The organism is Pseudonocardia sp. GCM10023141 (genome assembly GCF_042653605.1).
Genome location: NZ_JBHSIR010000009.1, coordinates 383,102 through 407,802 on the forward strand (window position 1 = coordinate 383,102; position 24,701 = coordinate 407,802).

General features: G+C 71.5%; 31 protein-coding genes and 1 pseudogene. 24 read left to right on the plus strand and 8 right to left on the minus strand.

What is annotated here, in order from left to right:
- The first annotated feature begins 39 nt into the window (after positions 1-39).
- Complete coding sequence (locus ACFPFQ_RS06635) at positions 40-588, plus strand: methyltransferase family protein (protein WP_379615813.1); 549 nt, start codon at positions 40-42, stop codon at positions 586-588.
- 87 nt (positions 589-675) lie between these two features.
- On the opposite strand, the gene ACFPFQ_RS06640 is transcribed toward ACFPFQ_RS06635, so the two are convergent.
- Together ACFPFQ_RS06640 and ACFPFQ_RS06645 are read right to left on the minus strand one after the other, a co-directional pair.
- A complete protein-coding gene (locus ACFPFQ_RS06640; RefSeq protein WP_379615815.1) occupies positions 676-1,197 on the minus strand; it encodes a hypothetical protein in 522 nt (173 codons plus the stop codon).
- A gap of 78 nt (positions 1,198-1,275) precedes the next feature.
- The gene (locus tag ACFPFQ_RS06645; protein ID WP_379615976.1) at positions 1,276-1,467 is read right to left on the minus strand and encodes an alcohol dehydrogenase catalytic domain-containing protein; all 192 of its coding nucleotides are present in this window, start codon (positions 1,465-1,467) and stop codon (positions 1,276-1,278) included.
- A gap of 178 nt (positions 1,468-1,645) precedes the next feature.
- Here ACFPFQ_RS06645 and ACFPFQ_RS06650 point away from each other — a divergent pair, with 178 nt between their 5' ends.
- Complete coding sequence (locus ACFPFQ_RS06650) at positions 1,646-2,671, plus strand: 5'-3' exonuclease (RefSeq protein WP_379615817.1); 1,026 nt, start codon at positions 1,646-1,648, stop codon at positions 2,669-2,671.
- Between the two features lie 60 nt (positions 2,672-2,731).
- On the plus strand, positions 2,732-3,517 hold the full coding sequence (locus tag ACFPFQ_RS06655) for a DUF899 family protein (RefSeq protein ID WP_379615819.1): 786 nt from the start codon (positions 2,732-2,734) through the stop codon (positions 3,515-3,517).
- A gap of 21 nt (positions 3,518-3,538) precedes the next feature.
- Here the strand turns inward: ACFPFQ_RS06655 and ACFPFQ_RS06660 are convergent, their stop codons facing one another.
- Positions 3,539-3,904, minus strand: coding sequence for an AsnC family protein (locus tag ACFPFQ_RS06660; RefSeq protein ID WP_379615821.1), 366 nt, complete (start codon positions 3,902-3,904; stop codon positions 3,539-3,541).
- 71 nt (positions 3,905-3,975) lie between these two features.
- Between ACFPFQ_RS06660 and ACFPFQ_RS06665 the strand changes: the two genes are divergently transcribed.
- Positions 3,976-4,197, plus strand: coding sequence for a hypothetical protein (locus tag ACFPFQ_RS06665; RefSeq protein WP_379615823.1), 222 nt, complete (start codon positions 3,976-3,978; stop codon positions 4,195-4,197).
- 122 nt (positions 4,198-4,319) lie between these two features.
- The gene (locus tag ACFPFQ_RS06670) at positions 4,320-5,051 is read left to right on the plus strand and encodes a metallophosphoesterase family protein (RefSeq protein ID WP_379615825.1); all 732 of its coding nucleotides are present in this window, start codon (positions 4,320-4,322) and stop codon (positions 5,049-5,051) included.
- 84 nt (positions 5,052-5,135) lie between these two features.
- Here ACFPFQ_RS06670 and ACFPFQ_RS06675 read toward each other — a convergent pair whose 3' ends face one another.
- Complete coding sequence (locus ACFPFQ_RS06675) at positions 5,136-7,973, minus strand: ATP-binding protein (protein ID WP_379615827.1); 2,838 nt, start codon at positions 7,971-7,973, stop codon at positions 5,136-5,138.
- A gap of 100 nt (positions 7,974-8,073) precedes the next feature.
- Between ACFPFQ_RS06675 and ACFPFQ_RS06680 the strand changes: the two genes are divergently transcribed.
- The 12 genes from ACFPFQ_RS06680 to ACFPFQ_RS06735 all read left to right on the plus strand — a co-directional run bounded on the left by ACFPFQ_RS06680 (position 8,074) and on the right by ACFPFQ_RS06735 (position 16,925).
- Positions 8,074-9,075: a glutamate-cysteine ligase family protein gene (locus tag ACFPFQ_RS06680; RefSeq protein WP_379615829.1), complete on the plus strand. Its 1,002-nt coding sequence runs from the start codon at positions 8,074-8,076 to the stop codon at positions 9,073-9,075.
- The gene (gene gshB / locus ACFPFQ_RS06685) at positions 9,072-10,073 is read left to right on the plus strand and encodes a glutathione synthase (protein WP_379615831.1); all 1,002 of its coding nucleotides are present in this window, start codon (positions 9,072-9,074) and stop codon (positions 10,071-10,073) included. The genes ACFPFQ_RS06680 and gshB overlap by 4 nt, the downstream gene beginning before the upstream one ends.
- Complete coding sequence (locus tag ACFPFQ_RS06690; RefSeq protein WP_379615833.1) at positions 10,070-10,501, plus strand: MAPEG family protein; 432 nt, start codon at positions 10,070-10,072, stop codon at positions 10,499-10,501. The genes gshB and ACFPFQ_RS06690 overlap by 4 nt, the downstream gene beginning before the upstream one ends.
- A gap of 2 nt (positions 10,502-10,503) precedes the next feature.
- Complete coding sequence (locus tag ACFPFQ_RS06695; RefSeq protein WP_379615835.1) at positions 10,504-11,685, plus strand: MFS transporter; 1,182 nt, start codon at positions 10,504-10,506, stop codon at positions 11,683-11,685.
- A 776-nt stretch (positions 11,686-12,461) separates the two neighbouring features.
- Positions 12,462-12,920 carry a MarR family winged helix-turn-helix transcriptional regulator gene (locus tag ACFPFQ_RS06700; RefSeq protein ID WP_379615837.1) on the plus strand — a complete coding sequence of 153 codons (459 nt, stop codon included), beginning with the start codon at positions 12,462-12,464 and terminating at the stop codon, positions 12,918-12,920.
- A gap of 26 nt (positions 12,921-12,946) precedes the next feature.
- On the plus strand, positions 12,947-14,347 hold the full coding sequence (locus ACFPFQ_RS06705; protein WP_379615839.1) for an MFS transporter: 1,401 nt from the start codon (positions 12,947-12,949) through the stop codon (positions 14,345-14,347).
- 33 nt (positions 14,348-14,380) lie between these two features.
- Positions 14,381-14,674, plus strand: coding sequence for a DUF1330 domain-containing protein (locus tag ACFPFQ_RS06710; RefSeq protein ID WP_379615841.1), 294 nt, complete (start codon positions 14,381-14,383; stop codon positions 14,672-14,674).
- Positions 14,589-15,179: an inorganic phosphate transporter gene (locus ACFPFQ_RS06715; protein WP_379615843.1), complete on the plus strand. Its 591-nt coding sequence runs from the start codon at positions 14,589-14,591 to the stop codon at positions 15,177-15,179. Before ACFPFQ_RS06710 ends, ACFPFQ_RS06715 begins: the two co-directional genes overlap by 86 nt.
- Before the next feature lie 45 nt (positions 15,180-15,224).
- Complete coding sequence (locus ACFPFQ_RS06720) at positions 15,225-15,473, plus strand: hypothetical protein (protein WP_379615845.1); 249 nt, start codon at positions 15,225-15,227, stop codon at positions 15,471-15,473.
- A gap of 64 nt (positions 15,474-15,537) precedes the next feature.
- Positions 15,538-15,972, plus strand: coding sequence for a DUF3349 domain-containing protein (locus ACFPFQ_RS06725; protein ID WP_379615847.1), 435 nt, complete (start codon positions 15,538-15,540; stop codon positions 15,970-15,972).
- A 293-nt stretch (positions 15,973-16,265) separates the two neighbouring features.
- On the plus strand, positions 16,266-16,460 hold the full coding sequence (locus ACFPFQ_RS06730; RefSeq protein WP_379615849.1) for a hypothetical protein: 195 nt from the start codon (positions 16,266-16,268) through the stop codon (positions 16,458-16,460).
- A gap of 138 nt (positions 16,461-16,598) precedes the next feature.
- The gene (locus tag ACFPFQ_RS06735; protein ID WP_379615851.1) at positions 16,599-16,925 is read left to right on the plus strand and encodes a hypothetical protein; all 327 of its coding nucleotides are present in this window, start codon (positions 16,599-16,601) and stop codon (positions 16,923-16,925) included.
- On the opposite strand, the gene ACFPFQ_RS06740 is transcribed toward ACFPFQ_RS06735, so the two are convergent.
- A complete protein-coding gene (locus tag ACFPFQ_RS06740; protein ID WP_379615853.1) occupies positions 16,904-17,098 on the minus strand; it encodes a hypothetical protein in 195 nt (64 codons plus the stop codon). The two genes, ACFPFQ_RS06735 and ACFPFQ_RS06740, sit on opposite strands and share 22 nt — an antisense overlap.
- A 400-nt stretch (positions 17,099-17,498) precedes the next feature.
- Between ACFPFQ_RS06740 and ACFPFQ_RS06745 the strand changes: the two genes are divergently transcribed.
- Positions 17,499-18,518 carry an acyltransferase family protein gene (locus ACFPFQ_RS06745; RefSeq protein WP_379615855.1) on the plus strand — a complete coding sequence of 340 codons (1,020 nt, stop codon included), beginning with the start codon at positions 17,499-17,501 and terminating at the stop codon, positions 18,516-18,518.
- On the opposite strand, the gene ACFPFQ_RS06750 is transcribed toward ACFPFQ_RS06745, so the two are convergent.
- A complete protein-coding gene (locus tag ACFPFQ_RS06750) occupies positions 18,501-18,641 on the minus strand; it encodes a hypothetical protein (RefSeq protein WP_379615857.1) in 141 nt (46 codons plus the stop codon). The two genes, ACFPFQ_RS06745 and ACFPFQ_RS06750, sit on opposite strands and share 18 nt — an antisense overlap.
- Before the next feature lie 8 nt (positions 18,642-18,649).
- Here ACFPFQ_RS06750 and ACFPFQ_RS06755 point away from each other — a divergent pair.
- From ACFPFQ_RS06755 to ACFPFQ_RS06780, 6 genes and pseudogenes are all read left to right on the plus strand, one after another.
- Positions 18,650-18,994 (plus strand): annotated as a pseudogene (locus ACFPFQ_RS06755) (winged helix-turn-helix domain-containing protein); the annotation flags it as partial.
- A gap of 371 nt (positions 18,995-19,365) precedes the next feature.
- On the plus strand, positions 19,366-19,830 hold the full coding sequence (locus ACFPFQ_RS06760) for a hypothetical protein (RefSeq protein ID WP_379615859.1): 465 nt from the start codon (positions 19,366-19,368) through the stop codon (positions 19,828-19,830).
- Complete coding sequence (locus tag ACFPFQ_RS06765; protein WP_379615861.1) at positions 19,769-20,782, plus strand: HD domain-containing phosphohydrolase; 1,014 nt, start codon at positions 19,769-19,771, stop codon at positions 20,780-20,782. Before ACFPFQ_RS06760 ends, ACFPFQ_RS06765 begins: the two co-directional genes overlap by 62 nt.
- A 75-nt stretch (positions 20,783-20,857) precedes the next feature.
- Complete coding sequence (locus tag ACFPFQ_RS06770; protein ID WP_379615863.1) at positions 20,858-21,220, plus strand: nuclear transport factor 2 family protein; 363 nt, start codon at positions 20,858-20,860, stop codon at positions 21,218-21,220.
- A gap of 231 nt (positions 21,221-21,451) precedes the next feature.
- Complete coding sequence (locus tag ACFPFQ_RS06775) at positions 21,452-21,748, plus strand: putative quinol monooxygenase (RefSeq protein ID WP_379615978.1); 297 nt, start codon at positions 21,452-21,454, stop codon at positions 21,746-21,748.
- Positions 21,749-21,791: 43 nt separating this feature from the next.
- Positions 21,792-22,544, plus strand: coding sequence for an AraC family transcriptional regulator (locus tag ACFPFQ_RS06780; protein WP_379615865.1), 753 nt, complete (start codon positions 21,792-21,794; stop codon positions 22,542-22,544).
- Positions 22,545-22,652: 108 nt separating this feature from the next.
- Here the strand turns inward: ACFPFQ_RS06780 and ACFPFQ_RS06785 are convergent, their stop codons facing one another.
- Positions 22,653-23,237: a TetR/AcrR family transcriptional regulator gene (locus tag ACFPFQ_RS06785; RefSeq protein WP_379615867.1), complete on the minus strand. Its 585-nt coding sequence runs from the start codon at positions 23,235-23,237 to the stop codon at positions 22,653-22,655.
- A 9-nt stretch (positions 23,238-23,246) separates the two neighbouring features.
- Complete coding sequence (locus ACFPFQ_RS06790) at positions 23,247-24,695, minus strand: carboxylesterase/lipase family protein (RefSeq protein WP_379615869.1); 1,449 nt, start codon at positions 24,693-24,695, stop codon at positions 23,247-23,249.
- Positions 24,696-24,701 lie beyond the last annotated feature (6 nt).

The following is a 24,701-nucleotide window of genomic DNA, read 5'->3' on the forward strand; positions in this document are numbered from 1 at the left end:
CGTCATGAGGCGGCCGAGTCCGTTCCAGGGCGGCGCCCGATGAGCGGTGTCGAGCTCGTCTCCGCGGTCGCCTGGGCGGCGTTCTGGCTGTACTGGCTCGTAGCTGCCTTCTCGACGAAGAAGGGCCGCGTGTCCTGGCCTCGCGAGCTGGGGATCAGGGCCTTGATCATTGTCATCGTGATCGTGTTGGTCCGCTTGGGCGCCTTTCGCAACCACGACCTCAACACCGACCCCTGGCGAGCGGGCCTCGGCCTCGCGCTACTCGCAATCGGGCTGGGTTTCGCCATCTGGGCTCGCGTGCACATCGGACGCAACTGGGGCACTCCGATGGCGCAGAAGGACGAGCCGGAACTCGTGACGAGCGGCCCGTACCGCCTGGTTCGCCACCCGATCTACTCGGGGATACTCGTAGCCGGCATCGGCACCGCTGTGGCACTGAGCTGGGTGGTGCTGATCGCCGTGTCACTGGCCGCGATCTACTTCACCTACAGCGCGACTGTCGAGGAGCGCTACCTGACCGAGCAATTCCCAGATGCCTATCCCGCGTACCAGCGGTCGACCAAGATGCTCATCCCGTTCGTCTTCTGACCTCCTCCACGATGACGCCTTGCCCGCGGCCCGCCACGGCGGGGCGTCAAGGACGCGGCCGGGACCAGGGTCCTGGCCATGCCCGAATCAGCCGTTCGCGTTCACCCCCCACGTCTGCCGATACCGGTCCAGGATGTCGGACGGCACGACCGGAGCACTGGTACCGGCCGGGACGTTGTCCTTGGTGAGCAGCGCGAGCGGGTAGCCGCCCGGGTCGCTCTGCGTCGTGCCGGTGACGCTGATCCGCGCCGCCATGTCGATCATGTCCATGCCGTTGATCCGCGACGACTGGTTGACCCACCACGCGCTGGTGCCGGCGCGCAGGTCCGCGATGCTGGACTCGTTCGGCACCTGCCCGAAGATCGTGACGTCGTCGATGCCGGCCGGCTTCAGCGCCTGCGCGAGCCCGGTGCCGAGGTCGCCGATGACCGTGTAGGCGTACTTCGTCGACGGGTCGGCCTGCAGCTTCGACACCATCTGCGCGGTGGCCGCGGGGGTGCCGATGTCCTTGGGCTGGATGTTGATCACGTCGACGCGGCAGCTCGGGCACCCCTCCCGGATGACCTTGGTGTACTCGTCGGAGCTCACCTTCAGGATCGGGTAGTCCATGCCGAGGATCGACGTGTTGGCGGTGCACCGCAGGGCCGCCGTAGGGCGGGAGATCGGGAGGTCGGGTTCGGGTCGGGTTCAGACCATCGCGAGCGCGAGCTTGATGTCGCGGTGCGCCCTCGGCGAGCGACTGACCGATCGAGTCCCGGTCGACCCCGTTGTCGCGACGACCTCGCCGACCATCTCGTGCCCGAGGATCACCGGCAGCTGCGCGGCCGCCTGCTGCGAGGTGACGTCGCCCGCCGCCAGGTGGATGTCCGTCGCGCAGATCGTGCGACCATCTCGACAAGGCTCTCACCGATGCGCTGAAGGGCCGGCTGGCCAGCGTCGCCGGACCGGGGCAGACCGCATGACCCGCACCGCCTGTTTGTCGCCGAACCCGAGGTACCGCCGGCGGATCGGCTGAGGAACCACACCGCAGCGGCCCGCCGGTCCGTACGATCACGGGGTGGCCGTCCCGCGCGTCGTACTCGCCGTCGATGGCAACTCGATCGTGCACCGCAGCTTCCACGCGCAGGCCCGCACGGGTTCCCGGTCCGCCGACGGGCGCCCGCGCTGGGCGGTACGGGGCCTGTTGACCCAACTGGTCGCAGCCGTCGACCGGCTCGCTCCCGACGCCGTCATCGTCGGGTTCGACGACCCGGACAGCAGCGTCCGCCGCCGACGGTGGCCGCACTACAAGGCGCAACGAGCACCGAAGCCCGCCTCGCTGACGGAGCAGCTGGCCGCCGCCGCGCAGCTGCTGCGGGAACTGGGGATGGGCGTCGAGGTCCCCCCGGGATGGGAGGCCGACGACGTGCTGGCCTCGGTCGCCCACCGGGCCCGGGCCGACGGCGACACCACGGTGATCATGACCTCCGACCGTGACGCGTTCGGCCTGATCGACACCCACACCCGGGTCCTGCGGATCATCAACGGCGGGGTCGAGGCGTCCCCCGTCCTCACCCCGCAACGGTTGATGATGCTGCTCGGCGTGCACCCGGAGCAGTACCCCGACTTCGCCGCACTGCGCGGCGACCCCGCCGACAACCTGCCCGGTGTGCGGGGCATCGGTCCACGCACCGCCGCACGCCTGCTCACCGCACTGGGCAGCGCACGGGAGGCCTTCGCAGACCTCGACGCCGGGGGCCACCGGGTGCGGGCCGCCATCGGCCCAGCCGCAGCGGCGCGCCTCGCCCTGCCGACCGCCCAGCCGGCATGGGCCCTCAACCGGCAGGTCATGACCATGTGCGACGAGCTCGACGTCGACCTCGCCGCAGGCCGGCTCCCGCTGGACGCCGACGGCGTCCGCGACGTCTTCGCCCGACAGGACCTGCGCTGGACCTCCGCATCGGCGCTGCGAGTGCTCGCCCACGACGGCTCCGAGCCGCCACCCCTGCCACCGCTCCCACTCGAGACCGGATGGGCACCACGACGCCGGTCGTACCCCCCGCTCCCTCGCCGACCGGTGGACACCCAACTCACGCTGTTCTAGACGTGGGTTCGCCAGGCGGGACACCGATGAGTTCCGGTCGGCTCGGGAGTCAGTGCTGTCATGACCACCACCACGTCGAACACCCCGACCACAGCACAGCCCGGCCGCCCACCCGTCGCCGACATGGCGACGTGGCAGGCCGCGCGCAACGAACTGCTCGTCCGCGAGAAGGCCCACACCCGTGCGGGCGACGCCATCGCCGCAGCCCGGCGCCGGTTGCCGATGGTGGAGTTCGACGGGACGGTGCACGTCGTCGGGCCTGACGGCCCTGTCCCGTTCCTCGACCTGTTCCAGGGCCGCAACGAACTCGTGCTCTACAAGCACATGTGGCACGACGGCGCCCCGCACCAGGGGCAATGCGAAGGCTGCACCAACGCCGCGTGGCACCTCAAGGACGCGGTGCCCTACCTCAACGCCCGCGACGTCTCGTTCGCGATCGTGACGACGGGCCGGTGGGAGGAGGTGGCACCCTACGTCGCGTTCATGGGCTACACCCAGCCCTGGTACTCCGTCCGCGACGTGGCGACACCGATCGGCAACGACATGGGATCCCTGACCTGCTTCCTCCGCGACGGCGACCGCACCTTCCTCACCTACGCCACGACCGGCCGCGGCAACGAAGCGTTCGCCGGCTCGTTCAGCCTGCTCGACATGACCCCCTACGGCCGCGGCGAGGCATGGCAGGACAACCCCGAGGGCTGGCCGGAAGGTCGACACGCATGCTGGTACTGGCGCACCGACGCCGACGGCAAGGCCACCTGGGGTCCCACTGGCCGTCCGGCACCGCAGTGGACCCGCCCCGGCGCCGTCCCCATGGAGACGCTCGGCCGGCAGGGCGAGCACTGATCGCGGTCGCCCCGTCGCACATCAGCCCGGGGCGGTGCGCTCCAACAGCGTGCCGGCCCGCTTCGCCGTGCGGATCACCGGCGCGGTCTCGACGGCCTGCACTCCGAGTAGCCGAGGTACTCGGGAGCGATCTCGACGTCGAAGAACAGCACGCCGGACGCGATGCGACGGTCGAGCCGGCGCCGCCGGTGAACATCCCAGAGCCGTGGCGAGTTCGATCACGGCGATCCGGCCGTCGCGACGCACAGCGGCCAGCAGCTTCTCGTCCTGGTCGTCCAGCACCACCGGTGCCGACCGGCGGGCGCCGGGAGCGGGACGCACCGGGCCCGTCGCTGCGATCCGTTCGGCCTGGACAGGGGCCCGGACTTCGGTGAGAACCGCCGCCACCTGGACCCAGGCCGGAGTGGGCGTGGGCCAGCGCCCAGGTTCCTGCAGCCGGGAGACGAGCTCCTCACCTGGTGCGCCGGGTCGATCCCAATGGTGCCGATGCGATCTGCGTCCAGGGAGCGGGCTACATCACCGTGCACATCACGTGCGTCGACGTGACCACCGCACTCTATTACGACCGTTCCGGGCCGCGCTCCTGGTCCAATGCCCTGGATCCCATGATCGGCGGGTCGCGCGTCTATTGCGACTTCCCTGGCGATCCGTTGCTGTCGCACACGTTCAGCGTCGGATAGCCGCTCCCGACCGAGCATCGGCCGGGACCATCCCTCCGATCTCGGCGCCGCCGGCCTGAGGATCACGTCGGAGCCACCGCCCTACGCCCCGCATTTGCGGTACAGGCCACTACATTGCCGTCATGTTGGTAGCCGTGTTCGCAGACGCACATGCGCACGGAGACGCGCTCGACGCCGTGCTCGCCTCAGCCATCGCCTGCGGGACAGAGCAGATCTGGTCGCTGGGAGACACGCTGGGCGGTGGCCCGGACCCGGAGCGAACGGTCACCGCGACACGGGAGCGATGCACGATCGCGCTCGCCGGCAACCACGACTACGGCGTCACCGGCTCGGTCGAGCCGTCCCGGCTGGGCCCCGTCGCCGATCGGTCGAACACACTCGCGCGCAAGCGACTGAGCAGCGACGACATGGCCTGGCTGCGCTCGCGCAAACCGGCCGCCCGCCGCGACGGCGTCCAGGCCTGGCACGCCAGCCCACGCAATCCGGTGTGGGAGTTCGTCGGAACACGCAACGCCGGCGCCTGCCTCGGTGCCCAGAAGGCGCCCCTCGGGCTCGTCGGACACACCCACGTCCCCGACGCCTGGCAGGCGACAGCCGGCGGCGGAGCCCGACGGATCACCATCGTTCCCGGCGTCGCCCTCGACATCTCCGAGGGCAAATGGCTCCTCAACCCCGGGGCCGTCGGTGCGCCCCGCCCATCACAGCTGCGCTGGTGGAACGGTCTCGATGCACAGGCAGCTGAGGGCGCACCCTGGCTGTTGCTCGATCTCGACGAGTCCACCGCGACGTGGCACCGCGCCCCGTTCGACCCAGCCCCGGCGCGCCGCCGCGCCCGAGAGCTCGGCCTGGTCTGAACGACCCACTCCACGGCTCGGCAACGTCGATCCTGCCGGCTCCACCCTCGGTGTTCAGGCCGCATACCGCACGCGATGTCGACGTCACAGAGCGCGGCCGCCGGTCAGCATCCAGCGGATGAACTCCTTGCGGCTGGCGGTGCCGGTCTTCGCCAGGATGTTGCGGACGTGGCTCTCCACGGTGCGCTCGGAGAGCACGAGCTCCGCGGCGATGTCGCGGTTCGTCCGCGCCCGGCCGACCAGTTCGGCGATCTCGCGCTCGCGCCGCGTGAACGGGTCGGCTGCGGCGGCATCGGCGACGATGCGGTCGAGCAGCGACGACGCCTCGCGCGACAGGCCGGGCAGGTCGAGCGTGCGGGCAGCCGCGGCTGCCGCCTTCGCGTGGTGGACGGCCGCGGCGAAGTCCCCGGTCGCGAGCGCGAGCCGGGCCAGCCCACCTCGGGTGTGGGCGAGGTACGGGCGCGCGCCCAGCGCCGTATTGACACGCTCGGCCTCGGCGAACTCCGCGGCGGCTGTCTCCGTGTCGCCGCAGACGAGTGCGAGCTCCGCGCGGGCGCGGGCGAGCGCGCCGAGATAGAAGATCGTTCCGGTGCCGAAGGCGACGACATCGGCGAAGTCGTCGGCGAGCACCGTGCGCAGCACACGGGAGCCCGCCACGTCCGAAAGGCCGACCGCCACCTCGCAGAGGTACCCGACGCAGGCGAGGGTGCGCGCGTCGCGGACCCGGCCGAGCTCCTCGATGAGCGGCGCGTACAGCGCGCGGGCGTAGTCGGGGTCGCCGTCGAGCAGCAGCGCGGCCGCCATGCCAGCCCTGGCCACGGGCGGGTTCCGCCCGCTGTCGTCGAGATGGTCCCGCCAGTCGGGGTCCATATCGGACGGGTCGCCGCGCAGCAGTGCGAGGAACACGGTGTAGCCGACGCGAGCGCCGTCGGCGGAAACGTCGCTCCAGCCCACGGCCACGGAACTCGCCTCCGCCGAGAGCCGGCGGGAGAGCTCGAAACGGCCGGCCATCGCGGCGAGGGAAGCCCGCCGCCGCAGGTGGTGCCAGCGCGCAACCGGCAGCCCGGTCTGCTCCGCGACCCCGCCGATCGCCGCGATGTGCCTCTCCGCAGCGGCCAGGTCCCCCGACTGGACCGCGGCGTCGGAGATCCAGAGGTGTCCCCACAGCGCGGCCAGCGGCCGGCCGGCTTGAGCCGCCAGCTCCACCGACCTGCGCCCCAGCGCGACCCGGTCGATGCCGCGCCACGGATTCTGCGCCACCATCGCGCCGGCCAGTATCGCGTCGAGCTCGGCGTGCCGGTCGCCGGCCGCCACCGCAGCCGCCATCGCCCGCTGGGCGTGCTCGCGTGCCTCGTCGAGGTCGCCCACTTCGGTCAGTGCACAGGCCAGTGCCGCGGACACCCGAGCAGACAGCCCGCCATCGAGCTTCCCGGCCAGCGCACGTCGGCACAGCTGCTCGACGGCGCGGTTGACACCGGGATGCCCGAAGCCCTGCACCGTGACGGCGGCCCTGGCCACGACGTCCGGCCGGCCCGCGTGCTCACCCACCGCCGCGGCGCGCTGGCAGGTGCGGACGCTCTCGTCCACCCGACCCGCGATGGCCTGCGCGCGGGCGAGATCGAGCAGCAGCTCGGCCTCGTCGGCCCCCGCATCCGGGGAGAGCGCGTCGAGTGCCAGCTGCAGGTAGTCCTCGGCCTCGGCGTAGCCGCCCGCGGACCGGGCGTCGTCGGCCGCACGGACCGCCCACGGCACCGCCCGCGCCGGTTCACCCGCCCGCACCCAGTGCCGAGCGACCGTGCCCGCCCGGTCGTCGCGCCCCACGGCGCGCGGCTCGAGCAGCTCGGCGACGGTGCGGTGCAGTGCGAGCCGGCGCTGCGAGGAGAGGGTGGCGTTCACGGCGTCCCGGATGAGCGAGTGGCTGAACGCGACGGCCCCGTCGGCCTCGTCGACCAGCCCCAGCGCGGCCGCCGGGGCGACCAGCTCGACGGCGGCAGCCGCCGTCCGCGCACCGAGCAACCCGGCGAGGACGTCGAGATCGGCGGACCGGCCGAGCACGCTGAGCGCCGCGACGGCGTCGGCGGTCGCCGGGCCGGCCGCCCGCAGCGCTGCCGAGACGAGGCCGCGCAGCTCCGCCGCCTCGCCGAGCGGGGCGTCCCAGGTGGCGCGCCCGCGCAGCTGCTCGGCCGCGATGCGGGTCAGCGCCCTCAGCACCAGCGGGCTGCCACCGGCGCGGTCGATAGCCTCGCGGACCGCGGCGGGATCGGCATGCTCGACGGCGTGGTCGAGCAGCGCGGCGGCGGCGTCAGGACGTAGCGGCCCGAGGGTGACGGGCACGGTCGCGCTGCCGGCGAGCAGCCGCGGCAGTGCCTGCGCGAACGGGCCCTGCGCGAGCGGGCCGCTGTCGACGGGCCGGTGGGTCGCGACGGCGAGCACCGGGGCCCGGCGGACGGTGGCGACCAGCCGTTCCAGCAGCCGCACCGTTGCCGCGTCGGCCCAGTGCAGGTCCTCGAGGACGAGCAGCAGCGGCGGCGCCGCGTGTGCGCGCGCCACCAGCGCGTCGAGCACGGCGGTGTCGGCGGCGAACGTCGCCGCCGCGGCGTCCGCGGGCCCGGCCGTCTCGGGGGTGATGTCGGCGGCGAGGGCCGCGCGCACGTCCGGCATCGCCGCGACGGCCCGCGTCCACGGCCACAGCACCGGCATGCCGTCGTCGTCGAGCGCGGCACCCCAGCAGACCGTGCACCCGTCCGCCTCGCCCGCCCCGAGATCTCTTGCCAGCTCCTCGACGAGGCGAGTCTTGCCGATCCCCGGTGGGCCGGCGACGAGCAGGAGCCCGCCCGTGCCGCCGCGCGCGTGCTCCAGTCCGGACCGGAGCACGGCAAGTTCTCGTGCCCGCCCGAAGAGGCGCTCGGCTGTGGCGGCCATGGCGGGAGTATTGCGCCCGTCGGCAGTGCGTGCGAAGTCCCGTACGTTCCTCAGTGCCGGTACTGATGTTCGGACGGGCGGTCCGCGCGAGCGTACGGGCATGGATCTGGAGACCGCCGTACGCCGCGCGTTCGCCCCTGCAGCCCGGCCGACCCGTGTCGGCGTCGAGGTCGAGCTCATCCCCGTGGCCGGTGGCGAGCGGCCGGAGCCGGCCCGCCTCGCTGCCGTCTTCGACGGGCGGTTCGCCGGCGCCGCCCGCCCCGGCTTCGAACCGGGCGGCCAGCTGGAGCTCAGCCCGCCCCCGATGCCGGTGCACGCCATGGTCGACACGGTCCTCGACCTGCTGGCCACGGCGCGCGAGTTCGCCGCGCGCGCCGGCGTCGAGCTGGTCGCTGCCGGGACCGACCCGCTCCACGCCTGCGAGCACGTGCCCCTGCAGGTGCCGAACGCGCGCTACCGCGCCCTGCAGCGCATGCTCGACGAGCACGGATCCGACGGTCGCCGGATGATGCGGCTGACCGCGTCGTTGCAGGTCTGCGTCGACCTGCTGCCGGGCCGGGCCGGGCGCGAACAGTGGCTGGTCGCCAACCTCGCCGGGCCGCACCTCGCGGCGGCATTCGCCAACTCGCCGAGCCTGGACGGTCGTCCGGCGGGCGTCGAGGGTGCCCGCACCGGGATCTGGACCCGCGTCGATCCCCGCCGCTGCGCCTACGACGGCCGCCACCTCGACCCGGTCGACCCCGTCGGGGCCTACCTCGCCTTCGCCGCCGCGGCGCCCCGGCTGCCGCTGCCCGGCCTCGACGCCGCGCAGCACCTCTCCACGCTGTTCCCGCCGGTGCGCCCGCGCGGCGGTTACCTGGAGGTGCGCTACCTCGACGCGCAGCCCGACGCGCGGATCCCGGCGGCGGTGCACGCCGTGCACACCCTGCTCACGCATCCACGGGCCCGCCGCGACGCCCTCGACCTGCTGCTACCCGGACTCGGCGACCTGCCGGCCGCGTGGCGGGCGGCGACCACGGGCTGGACGCCGCACGCGGCGGACCTGCTCGCGATCGCCGCCGGTGCCGGTGTGCAGCCCGCGCTCGCGGAGGTGGCGCGATGAACCAGGACGTCGTCTTCGTCGTCGACCCGTTGGACGGCCTCGATCCCGCACTGGACACCAGCATCGGCCTCATGCATGCCGCGCAGGCACGCGGTGCACGCGTGTGGGCCACCGAAATGCTGCTACTGGAGGCCGTCGACGGTCGGGCCCGGTGCCTGGCCACGCCGGTACGGCTGGCACCGAGCACTCCCACGCGCGGATGCCGGTGGACCGTCCCTGATCCCTGGTACACCGCGGGCGAGCCCATGCGGATCTGGCTGGACGAGGTCGCGGCGGTCTTCGTGCGCACCGAGCCGCCCCTCGACGAGGCCTTCGTGACGGCCACTCTGGTGCTCGACCTCGTCGAACCCACACGGACCGCGCTGGTCAACGCCCCGGCCGGACTGCGGGCGTGCAGCGAGCACCTGCTGCCACTGCACTTTCCCGACCTCGGGCCTGCCACCGTGGTCACCGCCGACCCGGCCACGGTCCGCGCGTTCGTCGCCGAGCACCGGGTGGTCGTCGCGAAGCCCGTCGACGGGTTCGCCGGTCGCGGCGTGCTGCGTCTCGACCGCCACGACCCGAACCTGGCCTCGCTCGTCGAGATCGTGACCGGTGCCGGCAGCCGGGCCGCGGTGCTGCAGCCGTACCTGCGCGAGGTGACCGCGGGCAACAAGCGGCTGTTCGTGCTGGACGGCGAGCCGGTCGGCGCCGTGCACCGCTTCCCGGTCGACGGCGACTTCCGCATCGGCAACCCGGCAACGGAAGCCCCCGTCACCGACCGGGACCGCGAGATCTGCGCGCGCCTCGCGCCGACGCTGCGGCGTCACGGCATCCACCTCGCCGGCCTCGACGTGATCGGCCGCCACCTCATCGAGGTCAACGTGACCAGCGTCGGTGGCCTGCGCAAGGTCGATGCCCTCCTGGGCTGGACGCTCTGCGCCGACGTCGTCGACCGCGCGCTCGACGGCTCCTTCCTGGCTCCGTCTCGACCTGTTCTCGAAAGGACACCGGCATGACCTCCCTGACCGTCACCTCGTCCGCCGCCCTGTTCGCCGCCGTCCTCGGCGTCGCCGTGCTCGGAGCGATGCTGTTCCTGCTCGGCTTCAACGTCTCGCGGATGCGCGGGGTGACAGCCAAGGTCGGCGGATCGCAGATGCCGACCGATCCGGCTTCTCCGCTGCTCATCGCGCAACGCGCGCACGGCAACGCCAGCGAGTACGTGCCGTACTTCGCCGTGCTGTTCCTGGTGGTGGGGTTCGGCAGCCCGGCGGGCGTCGCGATCCCGCTGATCGCCGGGGCGACGCTCGCCAGGCTGGCGCACGCCTACGGGATGCTGACCGCGACAACGCTGGCCGCGGAGAGCAGGGTCCGCATGGCCGGCGCGATGGCCACGTACCTGTTCGGCGTCGCGCTGGCCGTCGCCGCAGTGTTCACGCTGGTGTGACGGTGGCCTCCGCGATCGACTCCCCCGTCCGCACCGCGTTCGCGCCACTGCGCAGCCGCGCGTTCCGGCGCTACGCGGTAGGTCAGCTGCCCTCGATCACGTGCTCATGGGCGCAGGTCGTGGCGTTGTCGGCCGTCGTGGTGGCGCTGGACCCGGTGGCGCTGGCCTGGGTGGTGGCGCTGCAGTTCGTCCCGACACTGGTGCTCGGGCCGTGGTGCGGCGCGCTGGCCGACCGGTTCGATCGCCGAACGTTGCTGATGGCGGCCGAGGCCGGGTTGGGGCTGGTCGCCGCGGGGTACGCCGTCGCCGCAGCCACCGACCGGCTGACGCTGCCGGTGATCGGCGTGCTGGCCGCGGCCTGGGGAATCGTCAACGCGGTCGACACCCCCGCTCGGCGTGCGCTCACCCCGCAGCTCGTCCCGCCCGTCGCCGCACCCGCGGCGGCGGCGCTCAGCGGGACGCTGATGCTGCTCGGGATGACACTGGGTGCCGCGCTCGGCGGGCTGCTCGTGCCGGCGTTCGGGGCGGCCATCGCGTTCGGCGTCAACGCGCTGTCGTTCCTCCTCGATGTCGTCGTGCTGGCGACACTGCGGATCGGGAAGAGCCCGCGCACGCCTCGCGCTCCACGGCAGGTCCGCGACGGACTGGCCCACGTGTGGCGCACCCCGGCCCTGCGCGTGCCCGTCATCGTGCTCGCCGCGGTCGCGACGACCACGTTCTCCTACCAGGTCAGCGTGCCGACCATCGTGCAGGAGCAGCTCGGCGGCGGACCCGGCGCGATCGGGGCCGCGCTGACCGCGTTCACCGCGGGATCCCTCGCCGGAACCATCCTCGCCGCGGCGCGGGGTCGCCCGAGCAGGCGCACGACGGTGGTGGCAACGGCGGTCGTCGCCGCCGGGCAGCTGCTCGTCGGTGTCAGGCCCGACCTCGCCTTCGCGGGACTGGCCGTCGCCGGCCTCGGGTGGTCCGTGCTGCTCATCACCGTTGTCGCCCAACTGCAGCAGGCCCGACCCGACATGCTCGGCCGGGTCATGTCCGTGTTCGCCGTGGTGCTGCTCGGCGCGACGGTCGTGAGCGGGCCCCTCGCAGGCTGGCTCGCCGCCGTGGCGGGCGCAACCGCACCCTTCCTGCTCGGTGCGGCCGCGGCAGCGCTGACGGCGGGATCCCTGGCAGGTCGACGCTGAGCCGGCGAGAGGGAACCTTGGCTTTCGAACTGATACGGCAGCCGGAGTTCGTGATCTTTGTCTGGTGTGTCGGTCCGGGGCGCGTAGCACGTCATGACCCTGAACGCCGTCACCGTCACGACGGAGCACCATGGCCGTGGACACGGTGATCAGGGCACGTCGTCGAGGAGCCAGCGCATCTGTTGGTCCGGTCGAGCAGAGTGATCAGCTCGGTGCCGTGGCGGAACAACCGGTCCAGGGTGGTCTCTGCAGCGGTCCTCGCGAGTTCGGCTTCGACCACCGCAAGATCCTCGGGGCTGACTCGCCACGCGGCCGAGCCGCAGCGCGGCGAGTCGCTCGTCATCGCTGCCGTTCTCGACCACGGATCGCAGTGTTCAGAGGGTATTTCTGCAGTTCAGAGCTGTTGTGCGGGTCGTATCGGCCGTGCACGCGCAGCGCGCACACCGGATGCAAAGTGCCCTCCCGTCGACCTGGCCGAAGCCCGATCACGCGGCCGCCCCGCGGGTAGCCACGACCCACAGTCGGACTGTTCTCGGGCCTGCCTGTGGGGTGGTCGCGTGATAGCCCTCTGGGAGGTCGACGGGAGGGCACGACCCCTCTCGGAGACCTGCCCCGCCGGCGAGGCGGCGGTAAAGCCAGGGCACGCCACCCAGCCGCATCGCGATCTGGCGACCGGCTGACGGCCATCAACACAGCTTCGGCAGTCCCCTCGACGACAGGTCCGGTACCCGAAACATTTCCATAGACTCTAAATATAAAGTTGCTATGCTTCGAGCGTGCGTCGGCAAGACACCCCTCCTGGCGCGTCCGCCGCCGTCGGGGCAGCCCTCTACGGCCTGGCCACCAGGGCCACGAGACGCCTTCCCCGCGACATGAGCCTGACATCCGCCGCCACCTTGGCCACCCTGCACAAGACCGGCCCGCGACGGATCACCGATCTGGCGGTGGCCGAGGGCGTCACCCAGCCCGCGATGACCGTGCTGGTCCGGGTGTTGGAGGAAGCCGGGCTGGCCGAGCGGAAGGGCGATCCGTCCGACAAGCGGGTCACGCTGGTGCGCCTGACCGAGGCCGGCGCGTCGTACGTCCGGACGCGACGCCAGGCGGGCGTCGACGCGTACGCGCGGTTGATCGACGAGCTCACCGGTGACGAGGTCGAGGCCCTGGCAGCAGCCCTTCCGGCGCTGCGGCATCTGGCGGAGCTCGAAGGCCACGCCGGAGCGGAGTCGGACCGGTGACCGACGCCCAGGCTCATGACCAGCCCATGAGCACTCCCCCGCCACGTTCCCCAGCACGCCTGCTGGTCCCCGCCCTGATGTTCATCGCACTGGTCGTGGCGGCGGTTGCAAGCCTCGGGACGCCGCTCATCACCAGCGTGGCGACCACGTTCCACGTCTCCCTCGACAGCGCGCAGTGGACGCTGACCATCGCCCTGCTCAGCGGTGCCGTTGCCACACCCGTCATCGGCCGGCTCGGAGCCGGTCCGCACCGGCGGGCCACGATCCTCGCCACGCTGGCGATCGTCGTCGTCGGCAGCGCGTTCACGGTGCTGCCGCTGCCGTTCGCCTGGCTGCTCGTGGGCAGAGCGGCCCAAGGCGTCGGACTCGGTCTCACGGCGCTGATGATGGGTGTGGCCCGCGACCACCTCCCCGAGGAGCGCAGCGCGGCCACGATCGCCCTGATCTCCGTGGTCTCCATCATCGGCGCCGGCGTCGGCTACCCGTTGGCCGCACTGCTCGCCGAGCTCGCCGGCCTGCGGGCCGCCTACGGCCTCGGCCTGCTCGTCACCGCCATCGCCTTCGTGACCGCGTGGCGCTCCATGCCCGCAGCTCCCGAGGGTCGCTCCGCTCACGTGAACGTGGTCGGTGCGCTCGTACTTGCCGGTGGACTACTCCTCGTCCTGTTCCTGGCCGGCGAGATGAGCCTCTGGAGCCGACACCTCGCCGTGGCGGTGACCCTTGCCGTCGCCGCCATGCTCCTGCTGTGCATCTGGACCGTTTCCGAGCTGCGAACCTCGGCGCCCCTGATCGACGTCCGGGCGGTACGGCACCCGGCGGTCGCCGGGGCGAACATCGCCATGTTCGTCGGCGGGAGCGGCATGTACCTCCTGCTCACGCTCATCACCCGCTACGCGCAGACGCCGCACAGCGCCGGCTACGGCTTCGGACTGACCACCTTCGATGCGGGGCTGGTCCTCATCCCGTTCTCCGTGCTGGGGTTCGTCGCCGGCAAGCTCACGCCGCGGGTCCGGATGCGGATCGACGGCCCCCTGCTCCTGGCCGCCAGCGCTGTCATCGTCGGCGGCGGGTTCGTCCTGTTCGCCACCGCCCGGTTCGAGCTGGCCGAACTGCTCGCGGCCATGGGCGTGCTGGGCTTCGGCGTCGGCAGCTTCTCGGCCGCCATGCCCGGCGTCATCCTGGCCGTCACCCCCCAGAACGAGACATCGAGCGCCATGAGCTTCAACTACGTCGTCCGCAGCGTCGGGTACTCCCTGGGCAGCGCCATCGGCGGCCTGATCCTCGCCGCGGGCACCGTCCCCGACCACCTCTTCCCCGACGACAGCGCCTACACCACCGCGGCGCTGGTCGGCATCGGCGCCATGGCGATCACGACACTGACGAGCCTCGCTCTCGCCCGCAGACGCTCGTCCGAGACCCACCCGTGAGTCAGATGAACGCATCCCGACACTGGAGGTTCCATGCCCAAGGGCTACTGGGTCAGCGCCTACCGCACGATTGCAGACCCCGAGAAGCTGGCTGCCTACAACAAGCTGGCCCCTGCGGCCGTCAAGGCCGGGGGCGGTCGGATCCTCGCCCGCGACGGTCGGGTCGTGGCGCATGACGCCGGAATCGCCGGGCGCACCGTCCTGATCGAGTTCGCCAGCTTCGAACAGGCTGTCGCCGCACATGCGAGTGCGGCCTACCAGGAGGCGCTGGCCGCACTTGCTGACGGCGTCGAGCGCGACTTCCGCATCATCGAAGGCCTCGACTGACGATCGAGGCCGCGTCGGCGATGAACACGAAGGCGGCAGTGGCCGGCGGCGTGTCCGGCGGGCCACTGCCGCCTTCGCTCCTCAGCTCTCCTTGAGGTCGCCCCAGGGGATGGCTGCCGAATCCTCCTCGGCCGCAGTCATCCTGCTCTCCAGCAGCTTCGGCTACTCGCTGTCCACCACCCACGTCGCCACCGGATCGGTCCTCGGCACCGGGATCGGCAAGAAGGGCGCCCAGGTCCGCTGGGGCGTCGCCGGGCGCATGGCCACCGCGTGGCTGTTCACCCTTCCCGCCGCCGCGGTCGTCGGGGCGGTGACCTGCTTCCTGGCGCACCTCATCGGCGGCACGGCGGGCGTCATCGTGATGTTCATCGTGCTGCTCGCGATCGCCGCGTTCATCTACCTGCGATCACGCAGGACCGCCGTGCACGCGGGCAACGTCAACCAGGAGTGGGCCGGTGGGGTCGCACCGCCCCGGCGCGACGTCGCCGCCTCGACCTCGGCATGAAGAACCACCGCATGACTTCCCGCATCGACCGGACAGGGTGACGAGATGAACGCCTGGATCAACCTCGATGCCGTCGGCCTCATCCTCGGCCTCGGGCTCGTGTTCGGCGCCGGACTGCCCGCGCTGTTCGCAGTGGGGCTGCGCGCGCTCAGCGCCACCGGCTCCCCGGCGCCGGTCACCGGCGACGGCGCGGCCGAGGTGGGGCCGGTACGGATGACCGCCGCGGTGCTCTGCTTCGCCGGGGTGGTGGCCGCCGTCGCGGCGGGCATCTACCTCATCGTCGCCATGAGCTGACCCATCCGATCCCTGAAAGGACGTGACGGATGGCTCTGCCACCGTTTCTCAGCTCGATCATCGAATGGCTTCGTGCGGGCTACCCCGAAGGCCTCCCCCGCAGGACCACCTGCCACTGGTCGCCCTGCTCGGCAGCCAGCTGTCCGACGCCGACGTCACTGCGATAGCCGACGAACTCGCGGACAAGGGCGACCCCGCCACCGCCGACGCCATCCGCGACGCGGCAGGGCGCATCGGCGGTGCCCGGCCCACCGACTCCGACGTCGCTCGCGTGCGGGCCGGCCCGCCTCGCCGCAGGCAGATGGCCCCTCGCCGCCCCCCATCACGTGGACCCCACGCCTTCGAGTTCGCCGACCGCACCGCACCGCCACCACCCACACTGATACTGCCCCTGGTCCCGGACTTCCCCCTCGGCGCCGCCCACGGCTTCGACCTGGCCCAGCTCCGGCCCGGCACCGACGGGTTCACCCCGCCCAGCAGCCACTCTCCACCCAGATGATCGACGCCTGGGTGCAGTTCGCGCTCCGGCGACCCCAACGGCGCGGCGGGTCTTCCGGCCTGGCCACCCGTCGACTGCGCCACCACGAACGTACTGCGCCTCGACACCACCCCAACCGCGCACCTGCAGCCGGCGTTCGACGTCGGCTCGGACCGTTCCGGGTAACCCCGCAGCAGCGACGCGCTGCCGTATCCCGACCTTCACGCCACGGCCTCCGACAACACCCAGACCAACCCCCACCAGCCCGGTATACATCTGACGCGGTGACCTGCCCCGTCCCCTGCGCTTCGACCGTGCGCTCTGCCGCCGTCAGCGATCTGTTCGACGCCGTCGAAGCGCTGATGATCCGCTACCAGGCGCTGCCTGACGCCGAGCGCCACCAGCTGTGGTCCGCAGACGCCGAACGCATCACCGGTGAGGTCGGTCGACATCTCAGCGTCGCCCGCGCGCGCCTGTCCTCCTCGTTCGTTCCCACACCAGCCACATAGCCGGCCCAGCACCCGCTCGTGCAGTCGGCACGGACCCTCCCCGGCCGGACTCATGTCGGTCGAGTACGGCGATAGTGGATCAGGTGAACTCGGCGCGAATGTCGTTGCCGGTCCACGAACCTGCGACATCATGTTCGGATGTTGTTCACCGTCGCCGCGGGCCCCACGGCCCCGGACGGCCATGCCGGGTTCGTCGCCGGCCGCTACCGCAACGGCGCCTTCAGCGACGCCTGGACCGACGTGCGCCGCTGCGCCGAGCGCACCTTCACCGCCTACCTCCCCGGCTGCACCTGCGGCTGGACGGGGCTCGCGCAACCGGCCTCCGACACCGGCTGGCACCGATGCCGCCGGGCCTGGTTCGACGAACACCTCACCCGCCTGTCCGAGGCAGTGGCCTCCGCCGCCAGCCTACCGGCTCGCGCAGGAACCACTGCGCGCCCGCGCTACGGCGAGGTGAACCCGTAGCGCCACACACCGGTGTCGGGGTCCGGATCCCGGTTGAGCAGGTGATAGATCCCGCGCAGCTCGCTGGGCTCGTCGCGGTGCCAGTACAAGCTGGGCAGGGCGCGGTCGAGCAACGGGTACTCCTGCACGACGCCGTCGGCGGGCCCGCCCTCGAACATCACCCGGACACTCACCACACCGTGGGCACGGACTTTGTGCACACAACCAGGGTCACGTTGCTCCATCCGCAGAGATCATTGCCACCAACGGCGCAAGCCGATCACTCAGCGTTGCGCGCGAGCCGCGCACACCAGGGTTGTGGTCCGTGCTCCCAGCCGGACAGCTTCCCGACGCCTCCGTCCAGCATCCACAGCGAAGATGACCAGCAGGCGTCTTCCTCATCGGCATCAGCCCTCACCGCGTTGCTCACCGCGCTCGGGTGACGACTCCACCCCGGTCCGTCGCCACCCGTTCACAGGATATTCATCGGCCGGCGGCCCATTGATCCGACCGGGCGGACACCATCCTGACGCCGCCGTCGCACCGAGACCGCGCGGTGGCGGACGTCGCGGGTCGGCCCTCGAAAGGATGTGAATGTTCCTTCGGTACGTGCACAACTTCCGTGCGGTCGCCATCGTGTTCATCGTCGCCGGGCATGCCGCGTTCACCCTCGGACGGACGGCCGAGCCACGCACGATGGACCTGCTCGCCGACGTGCTCGACTACGGCACGGTGCTGTTCCTGTTCATCGCCGGCTTCCTGTTCCAACACCTGGCCGCGACTTTCGACTACCGCCGCTACCTGGGCCGCAAGCTCCGCAACGTCATCCTCCCTTACGCCGTCACACTCACGCCGGGCATCGCGTTCATCCTCTGGACCACCCGCAACACCGAGCCGCACCCGCTCTATCGCATCGCCACCATCCTGGTGACCGGGCTCGGCACCCCGGACTATCCGATGTGGTTCGTCCCGATGATCGCGCTGTTCTACCTGGCCGCTCCGCTGTTCATCCTCGTGGTGCGCCATCCACGGCTGTACTGGATCACACTGCCGCTGCTCGCCTTCTCGCTGCTCGCCCACCGGCCACCGGAGATCGAGACCGCGGCGATCGCCCTGTACTTCCTGCCCGTCTATCTCATCGGGATGTGGGCCTGTCACGAGCGCGACCGGCTCGAGCCGCTGCTCCTGCGTGTCTGGCCGTGGCTGCTTGCCGTGTTCGTCGGCGCCGTGATCACACGATTCCTGTTCTCCCCGACCCACGGCGGCGACTACTCGCGCAGCTTCTTCTCCGGGGAATACCGGCTCATCGACGAGATGCTGCTCATGAAGCTGGTGCTCGCCTTCGCGCTCATCGGCGTGCTGCAACGGTTCGCCTCAGCGATCGGGACCCGGCTGACCCCCATCGCCGACATCAGCTTCACGATCTTCTTCGTGCACGTCTACCTGCTCTATGCGTTCGTGCTGGGCTCGCGGTACCTGCTCGGCGACGTGCCGGAGGGCACCCTGCTCACCTGGTTCGCACTGACCGTCGCGGTGGTCGGGGTGACAGCCGCCGCCACGTTCGCCGCGAAGCGGGTACTGGGTCGGCACAGCCGCTCACTGATCGGTTCGTGAGGAGATCGCCCGTCCCCACCCGGGGAACGCACGGATGTCGACCTCGGACTGCACGTCCCGGCGGGTGACCGCGAGGTAGACGACCAGGCCGACGATGACGGCTGTCAGCGCCAGGCTCACCACGCCCGCACCCGACCCGAGACCACCCCACCATCGCCATCGGCGACCTCGTCGTCGACACCGCCGGGCGCCGCGCCGCCGTCCACGAGCACGAGATTCCGTTGCGCGCCAAGGAGTTCGACCTCCTCGCTCGCCTCACCGCCGAACCCGGCGTCGCGATCAGCCGCGCCACCCTCATGACCGACGTCTGGGACGAGCACTGGTTCGGCTCCACCAAGACCCTCGACGTCCACGTCGCAGCGCTGCGCAAACACCTGGCGGCGCATGCCGAGCACGGAGATGTCCCACAGATCGTCACGCTCCGGGGCCACGGCTACCGGATCGAGACCCGCACCGATCAGGTGCCGAACTCGTAGCCGTGCAGATGCCCGTACCCGGGCCATCGGCAACAATGCCGTGCAGGACGAACAGGGTGGCGCCCACCACCAGGAGCAGCATCGCGAGGGCGATCACGAGTGTGCGAATGCGTTGGGTGCGGCTGCCCGGTGCGCGACCGCACAGCACCGCACGTCATGGACGATCTGTTTGCGGGCCAGGCCCGACATCGCCTTGGACGCCGCGAGCTCCGTCCCGATCGCGGTGTTCTCCCCCGAACGCTTCGATGGGTAGCACCCGATGCAGCGCCGGTGGCGACCTGCGCGTCTGGCGTACGGGCGCAACCCAGCAGCCGATCGTTTCCTGACTTCTGCATGGACCGGGCCGCGGCGGAGCGATCTATCCTGCTGCGATGTCCCGGATCCGGGTTGCGGAAGTGTTCGCGGCGTTGTCGTTGACCACCGATCTGGCCGCCGGCGTGCCAGTGGAGAAGGGCTTGCGCACCTGCGTGGTGGCCACGGCGTTCGGTCGGGCGCTCGGTCTGGCCGAGGCCGAGCGGCTGGCGCTGTTCCATGCCTCCCTGCTGCGCTCGATCGGTTGCACTGCTGCCGCGCCGGAGAACGCCGCACTGTTCGTCGACGACCGGGCATTCCAGGCGGCGCTCAAGCGGCTCGACCCCGGTGACCCCAACGTATTCGGGAGCCAACTCGCGGCATTCGGTGACTGGGCGCCGCAACGGCAAGGTGAGCTGGCGCGACGGTTCACCGAGATCGCGCCCATCCAGGGACCGCGGGCCGCCAGGTGCGGGCTGCGAGGTGAGCCGGGCACTCGGCGGTGCGCTCGGGTTGCCGGCCACCGCGGTCGAAGCTCTCGATGACGTGTACGAGCGGTGGGACGGACGGGGTATCCCGGGCGGGCGCCGCGGCGAGGAGTTGTCACTGCTGGGCCGCGTAGTACACGTGGCGGAACAGGCCGTGTTCGCCCATGCCGAGGGCGGGCGTGTCGCGGCTTGTGCGGAGGTAGCGCGTCGTGCAGGCGGGCACCTCGATCCGGACCTGGCCGCGGCCTTCCTCGACGATGCCGACGCGCTGCTCGCCGTGCTGGATGCCCCGGACATGCTCGCGGCCGTCGTGGCCGCCGAGCCCGGAGCGGGCACGACGGTCGGTGTGGAGGGTCTCTCGGGGTCGGAGCGCACGGTGCTGCGGGCGGCCGGGCTGGTGCACGATCTGGGACGGGCCGCAGTGTCCAGCGAGGTCTGGGACCGGCCGGGTCCACTCGGGACGGCCGACTGGGAACGGGTACGGCTGCACGCCTACTGGACGGACCGGATCCTGCGTCGTTGTCCCGGGCTCGCCGCACTCGCCGAGCTCGCCGCCGCCCACCACGAACGCTGCGACGGCAGCGGCTACCACCGCGGTGTGCATGCTGCCGAGCTGCCGTTCGCGGCCCGGCTGCTCGCCGCTGCCGACGTGTTCGCCGCCGCCACCGACACCCGCCCGTACCGGCCGGCGATGACTGGCGAACGCGCGCGGGAACTGTTGCAGGTGGAGGCGGCGGGGCGGCTGGATCATCAGGCCTGTGCCGCGGTCATCGAGGGCGCCGGGCTGCCCCGGCCACGACGCGTGTGGCCGTGCGAGCTCACCGACCGCGAGGTCGAGGTGCTCCGTCTCGCCGCTCGGGGTCTGTCCAACCGGGGGATCGCCGCCGAACTGGTGGTCTCCGAGCGCACCGTCGGCCACCACCTCACGCACGTCTACGACAAGACCGGGCGACGAACCCGGGCCGGGGCGGCCGTCTTCGCGATAGAGCACGGGCTACTGCCCGAATAGGTCGAACGACCGATGTGGCCGCACGTCCCCCGGCGCGAGCATCTCCCTCGTCGAAGCCCCAGGCGAAGGAGACCGATGTCCACCATGGACACCACCACGAGCACTAATGCCACCGCCGTCGCCGACATCTACGCTGCGTTCGGCCGCGGCGACGTCCCGGCGATCCTCGACACGCTCTCCGAGGACGTCGCGTGGGAGACATGGCCCGACAATTTCGCCCAACGCGCCCAGGTGCCGCACCTGCTTCCGCGTCGTGGCCCGGCGCAGGCCGCGGAGTTCTTCACCGTGATCAGCAGCTGGACAGTCCTCGACTTCGCCGTCCTCGACATCGTCGGCGGCGGCCGGCAGGTGGTGCGGTTCCGCCACTACTGCGACACCGCCAAGCACATCGCCGCGAGCAGCGGAGAGGACACCACAGCAGGGCACCCGCCGCAGTGATCGCGATCCGGTTACTGCTGCGGGTCTGCAACCGGCCGAACCGCGAGAGCCTGCTGCACCCCGCGAGGGAGTGACACGCCGGCGCCTGCCTGGGTCTGGGTAGGGGCGAGTCTGTCCGATGGGAGCGCGAAGGCGTCCGGTCGACGGAGGCCGGACGAGCAGGTGCCGCGTGAGGATCAATGCATCTCATCTGCAGCGATCGCTGCTCCGATCCAGGAGGTCCCCGTGTTCATGGCCATCGTCGATTTCGCTACCGCCGCCACCGACCGCGCGGTCGCCCTCGACCATCTCGACGCCGAACGTCACGAGATCCGCGCGATGCTCGGCAACCTCGCCTTCCGGGTATACGCCTCGCGAGAGGACGACAGCCGGATCACCATCCTGCATGAGTGGGAGGACGAGGCATCGTTCGACGGCTACCTGAGCTCAGCGTCCTTCGCACGTTTCGGCGAGGCGGTTCGACCGATCATCGTCGGCGTGCCGGTGAGCAGGCGTTTCCGCGCAGAGTTGCTGGCGACGGTCGGCTGACCGGTAGCGCTACGGGCTAGGGTCGGTCCGTGCGAGGCCGTCGATGACCCGCAGGGCGTACAGCTTCGTGCGCACGTTCGAGACGGGACCCGCCCGCGACTTCTGCGTCGATCGCCACTACCTCCTCTGCGCCTCCGCCGGCGCCCTCCGGTTGGAGGCGCAGGGCCGGGCGTGGTTGCTGCCGCCGGCCCGGGCCGCTCTGATCGAGGCGGGCCGGGCGGTTCGGGTCAGCATCCCCCGGCCGGTCACGACGGCGTCGGTGTTGTTCGACGCGGGGTTCGCACCACCCCCGCCGGCACCGTTGACCGTGTTCGACCTCAGCCCGCTGGCCCGCGCACTGGTGGCTGAGTGCGGCGGGTGGGGAGAGAGCGACGAACCCCTCACTGCCTACGCCGAGACCCTGTTCGCCGCCCTCGCCGCGGTGACCTGGCAGCTTGCCGAACGGCCGAGCCCGGTCGTCGTGCCGGTCGGGCGTTCCCCGGAACTGCGCCGGGCCCTGCAACTGACCGAGCAGCGGCTCGAGGGAGAGGTTCGTTTCGAGGACGTGGCACAGGAGGTCGGCCTGGCGCCGCGATCGCTGGCCCGCCGGTTCGCGGGCGAGACCGGCATGACATGGCGGGCGGTCCTGCGCCGGATGCGCCTGCTACGGGCGGTCGAGGAACTCGCCGCGGGCGACACCCCGGTGACCAGGATCGCCTTCATGGTCGGCTACACGTCCCTGTCCGCGTTCAACGCCGCCTTCCATGAGCTGACCGGCCGCACGCCCACCGAGTACCGCGCCAGCTTCCATCCCTGACACCGATGCCCTGAGTCGACGCGCATCTCAGACGCCCGCCGGCCGGCGCGAGGATTGCGGTTGAACCGCGGGTGGAGCCGGTCGGATGGACCCCACCGGGAGGGGGCATCACGCGGGGGTGATGGCTCGCACGTACAGGTCTGAGAGATCACGCCCCAAGCGGGCCAGCTCGGCCGGTTCGGGGGTTGCCCGCGCCGCGGTGGCGACGACCGCGTCGACTCCGCTGGTGAGGGCGATCGCGGCCATCCGCGCATCGAAGTGCCGGAACACGCCTGCGTCCTGCCCGCCGCGGAAGTGCTCCTCGATCAGCGCGAGGCGTCCGTTCACGGCCTGGCTCTGCGAGCCGGCGTTCTTGACCAGGTCGATCAGCGCACGGACAGCCGCCGGGTGCTCACCGACGAGCGCGACGTTCGACTCGACGTACGCACGCAGCTGCGCGACGTGGCCTCGTGCGGCGCCGATGCGGGCCTGCATGAACCCGTTGGTGATCGCCTCGATCTCGGTGAGGCAGGCCGCGAGCAGATCTTCCTTGCCGGCGAAGTGATAGCTGATCAGGCTCGTACTCGACAAGCCTGCCTGCTTGGCGATCCGGCTGAACGTCGCGTTGGCGAAACCGTCGGCGGCGATCACCTCGATCGCCGCCGAAACGATCTGGGCGCGCCTACTGGACCCCCTGGCCTGCTGCCCTCGCACGCGCCGAAGCTACCTCACCACCCGCGTCGTGGGATCGAGCAGCGGCAGGGGGTCGAACCTGTGGTCCCGCCAGGCCTGGCGGGAGTCGTCCTCGGGGTAGGGCGTCACGATCGACGTGCTGTCGAAGACCTGCGTGAGCCGACGCTCGGCGTCGTAGGTGGGCCAGCCCGGATCACCGGTCGTGGCGAATCCGATCCACGCTTCCCGCATCCGCGCCGACAGCTCCGCAGCCTCCGGCTTCCCGCCGATCAGCATGGCCGGACCGCCCACGGCCAGGTTGCCGAAGACGAGCGGCACGTCGAGGCCGTGGCAGGCCCCGAGCGCGCCGGGCCAGGTCAGTTCGTAGAGATGGGCCCGGCCGCCCCCGATGATCTGAGACTCGGCCAGGTGCAGTGACGGCATCCGGAACAGCCAGTCGGAGTGGACCAGTTCGTAGAGCTGCTCCGGCTCTCCGTGGCCGTAGGGCTGGGGGGCGAAGGTCTCCATCGCGTTCGCTGCTTGTTCCGGGGTGACCGTACCGAGCAGGCCTTCGATCACCATGAACAGCCGGTGCTCGTCGCGGGTGTGGCCGACGACGAGGTCGACATCCCGCCCGGCCCCGTCGGCGAGAGCCTGCCACGGCGTCGCGGGCAGGATGTCGCCGTCGACGACAGGGGCGAACAGAATCGCGCGCTGCGCAGCCAGGCCCCACCGTGGCGTGCACTCGCCGATCCGCGCCATGACCGCGTCGGCCGCCTCGGCCAGCTTGCGCGGCTCGACCTCGGACAGGTTCGGCAGACCGAGCGCCGCCGTGATGTCGGATGCGAGTGCCGGGTGGAAGAACGTGCCCGGCACGCTCTGCGCAATGGCTCTGTGGAACAACCCTGCCGCCCGGGGCATCGCCATCAGCGCCGCGACCGACCCGCCCCCCGCGGACTCTCCGAAGATCGTGACCTGGTCGGGATCGCCACCGAAGGCGTGGATGTTGTCACGCACCCATTCCAGCGCGGCCACCTGGTCGAGCAGTCCCCGATTGGCGGGCATGCCGTCGATCTGCCCGAAACCTTCGACGCCCACGCGGTAGTTGAACGTCACCACCACGACACCGTCACGTGCGAGGCACGCGCCGTCGTACTCCGGCAGGCTGGACACACCGATCCCGTAGCCGCCGCCCTGGATCCAGACCATGACCGGCAGTCGAGCGCCGAAGTCGGGCGTCCACACGTTGAGCGTCAGCCAGTCGTCGGACGCGCGGACCAGCGCGTCCATTCCGAAGAAGCCCGCCTGCGGAGGCGGCGGCCCGAACTGCATCGCATCCCGCGCGCCCTCCCACGAGGCGACCGGCCGGGGCGCGGCGAACCGGAGCTCGCCGACAGGGGGTCGGGCGAAGGGGATACCGCGAAAGACTCCGAGACCGGCTTCGCCGGTACCCCGGAGCTCCCCGGCCGCCACACGTACCGCGATCGTCTCTGCATCCATGGGGCG

Excerpts from the sequence above, each read along its gene's own strand:
- ACFPFQ_RS06745 (WP_379615855.1), top strand. The coding sequence starts at position 17,499 with ATGTTCCTTCGGTACGTGCACAACTTCCGTGCGGTCGCCATCGTGTTC.
- ACFPFQ_RS06635 (WP_379615813.1), top strand. The coding sequence starts at position 40 with ATGAGCGGTGTCGAGCTCGTCTCCGCGGTCGCCTGGGCGGCGTTCTGG.
- ACFPFQ_RS06705 (WP_379615839.1), top strand. The coding sequence starts at position 12,947 with ATGAGCACTCCCCCGCCACGTTCCCCAGCACGCCTGCTGGTCCCCGCC.
- ACFPFQ_RS06640 (WP_379615815.1), bottom strand. The coding sequence starts at position 1,197 with ATGGACTACCCGATCCTGAAGGTGAGCTCCGACGAGTACACCAAGGTC.
- ACFPFQ_RS06680 (WP_379615829.1), top strand. The coding sequence starts at position 8,074 with ATGGATCTGGAGACCGCCGTACGCCGCGCGTTCGCCCCTGCAGCCCGG.
- ACFPFQ_RS06780 (WP_379615865.1), top strand. The coding sequence starts at position 21,792 with ATGACCCGCAGGGCGTACAGCTTCGTGCGCACGTTCGAGACGGGACCC.
- ACFPFQ_RS06790 (WP_379615869.1), bottom strand. The coding sequence starts at position 24,695 with ATGGATGCAGAGACGATCGCGGTACGTGTGGCGGCCGGGGAGCTCCGG.
- ACFPFQ_RS06770 (WP_379615863.1), top strand. The coding sequence starts at position 20,858 with ATGTCCACCATGGACACCACCACGAGCACTAATGCCACCGCCGTCGCC.
- ACFPFQ_RS06720 (WP_379615845.1), top strand. The coding sequence starts at position 15,225 with ATGAACGCCTGGATCAACCTCGATGCCGTCGGCCTCATCCTCGGCCTC.
- ACFPFQ_RS06775 (WP_379615978.1), top strand. The coding sequence starts at position 21,452 with ATGGCCATCGTCGATTTCGCTACCGCCGCCACCGACCGCGCGGTCGCC.
- ACFPFQ_RS06735 (WP_379615851.1), top strand. The coding sequence starts at position 16,599 with ATGTTGTTCACCGTCGCCGCGGGCCCCACGGCCCCGGACGGCCATGCC.
- ACFPFQ_RS06675 (WP_379615827.1), bottom strand. The coding sequence starts at position 7,973 with ATGGCCGCCACAGCCGAGCGCCTCTTCGGGCGGGCACGAGAACTTGCC.
- ACFPFQ_RS06715 (WP_379615843.1), top strand. The coding sequence starts at position 14,589 with ATGCGAGTGCGGCCTACCAGGAGGCGCTGGCCGCACTTGCTGACGGCG.
- ACFPFQ_RS06690 (WP_379615833.1), top strand. The coding sequence starts at position 10,070 with ATGACCTCCCTGACCGTCACCTCGTCCGCCGCCCTGTTCGCCGCCGTC.
- ACFPFQ_RS06760 (WP_379615859.1), top strand. The coding sequence starts at position 19,366 with ATGTCCCGGATCCGGGTTGCGGAAGTGTTCGCGGCGTTGTCGTTGACC.
- ACFPFQ_RS06670 (WP_379615825.1), top strand. The coding sequence starts at position 4,320 with ATGTTGGTAGCCGTGTTCGCAGACGCACATGCGCACGGAGACGCGCTC.
- ACFPFQ_RS06710 (WP_379615841.1), top strand. The coding sequence starts at position 14,381 with ATGCCCAAGGGCTACTGGGTCAGCGCCTACCGCACGATTGCAGACCCC.
- ACFPFQ_RS06725 (WP_379615847.1), top strand. The coding sequence starts at position 15,538 with ATGGCTTCGTGCGGGCTACCCCGAAGGCCTCCCCCGCAGGACCACCTG.
- ACFPFQ_RS06655 (WP_379615819.1), top strand. The coding sequence starts at position 2,732 with ATGACCACCACCACGTCGAACACCCCGACCACAGCACAGCCCGGCCGC.
- gshB (WP_379615831.1), top strand. The coding sequence starts at position 9,072 with ATGAACCAGGACGTCGTCTTCGTCGTCGACCCGTTGGACGGCCTCGAT.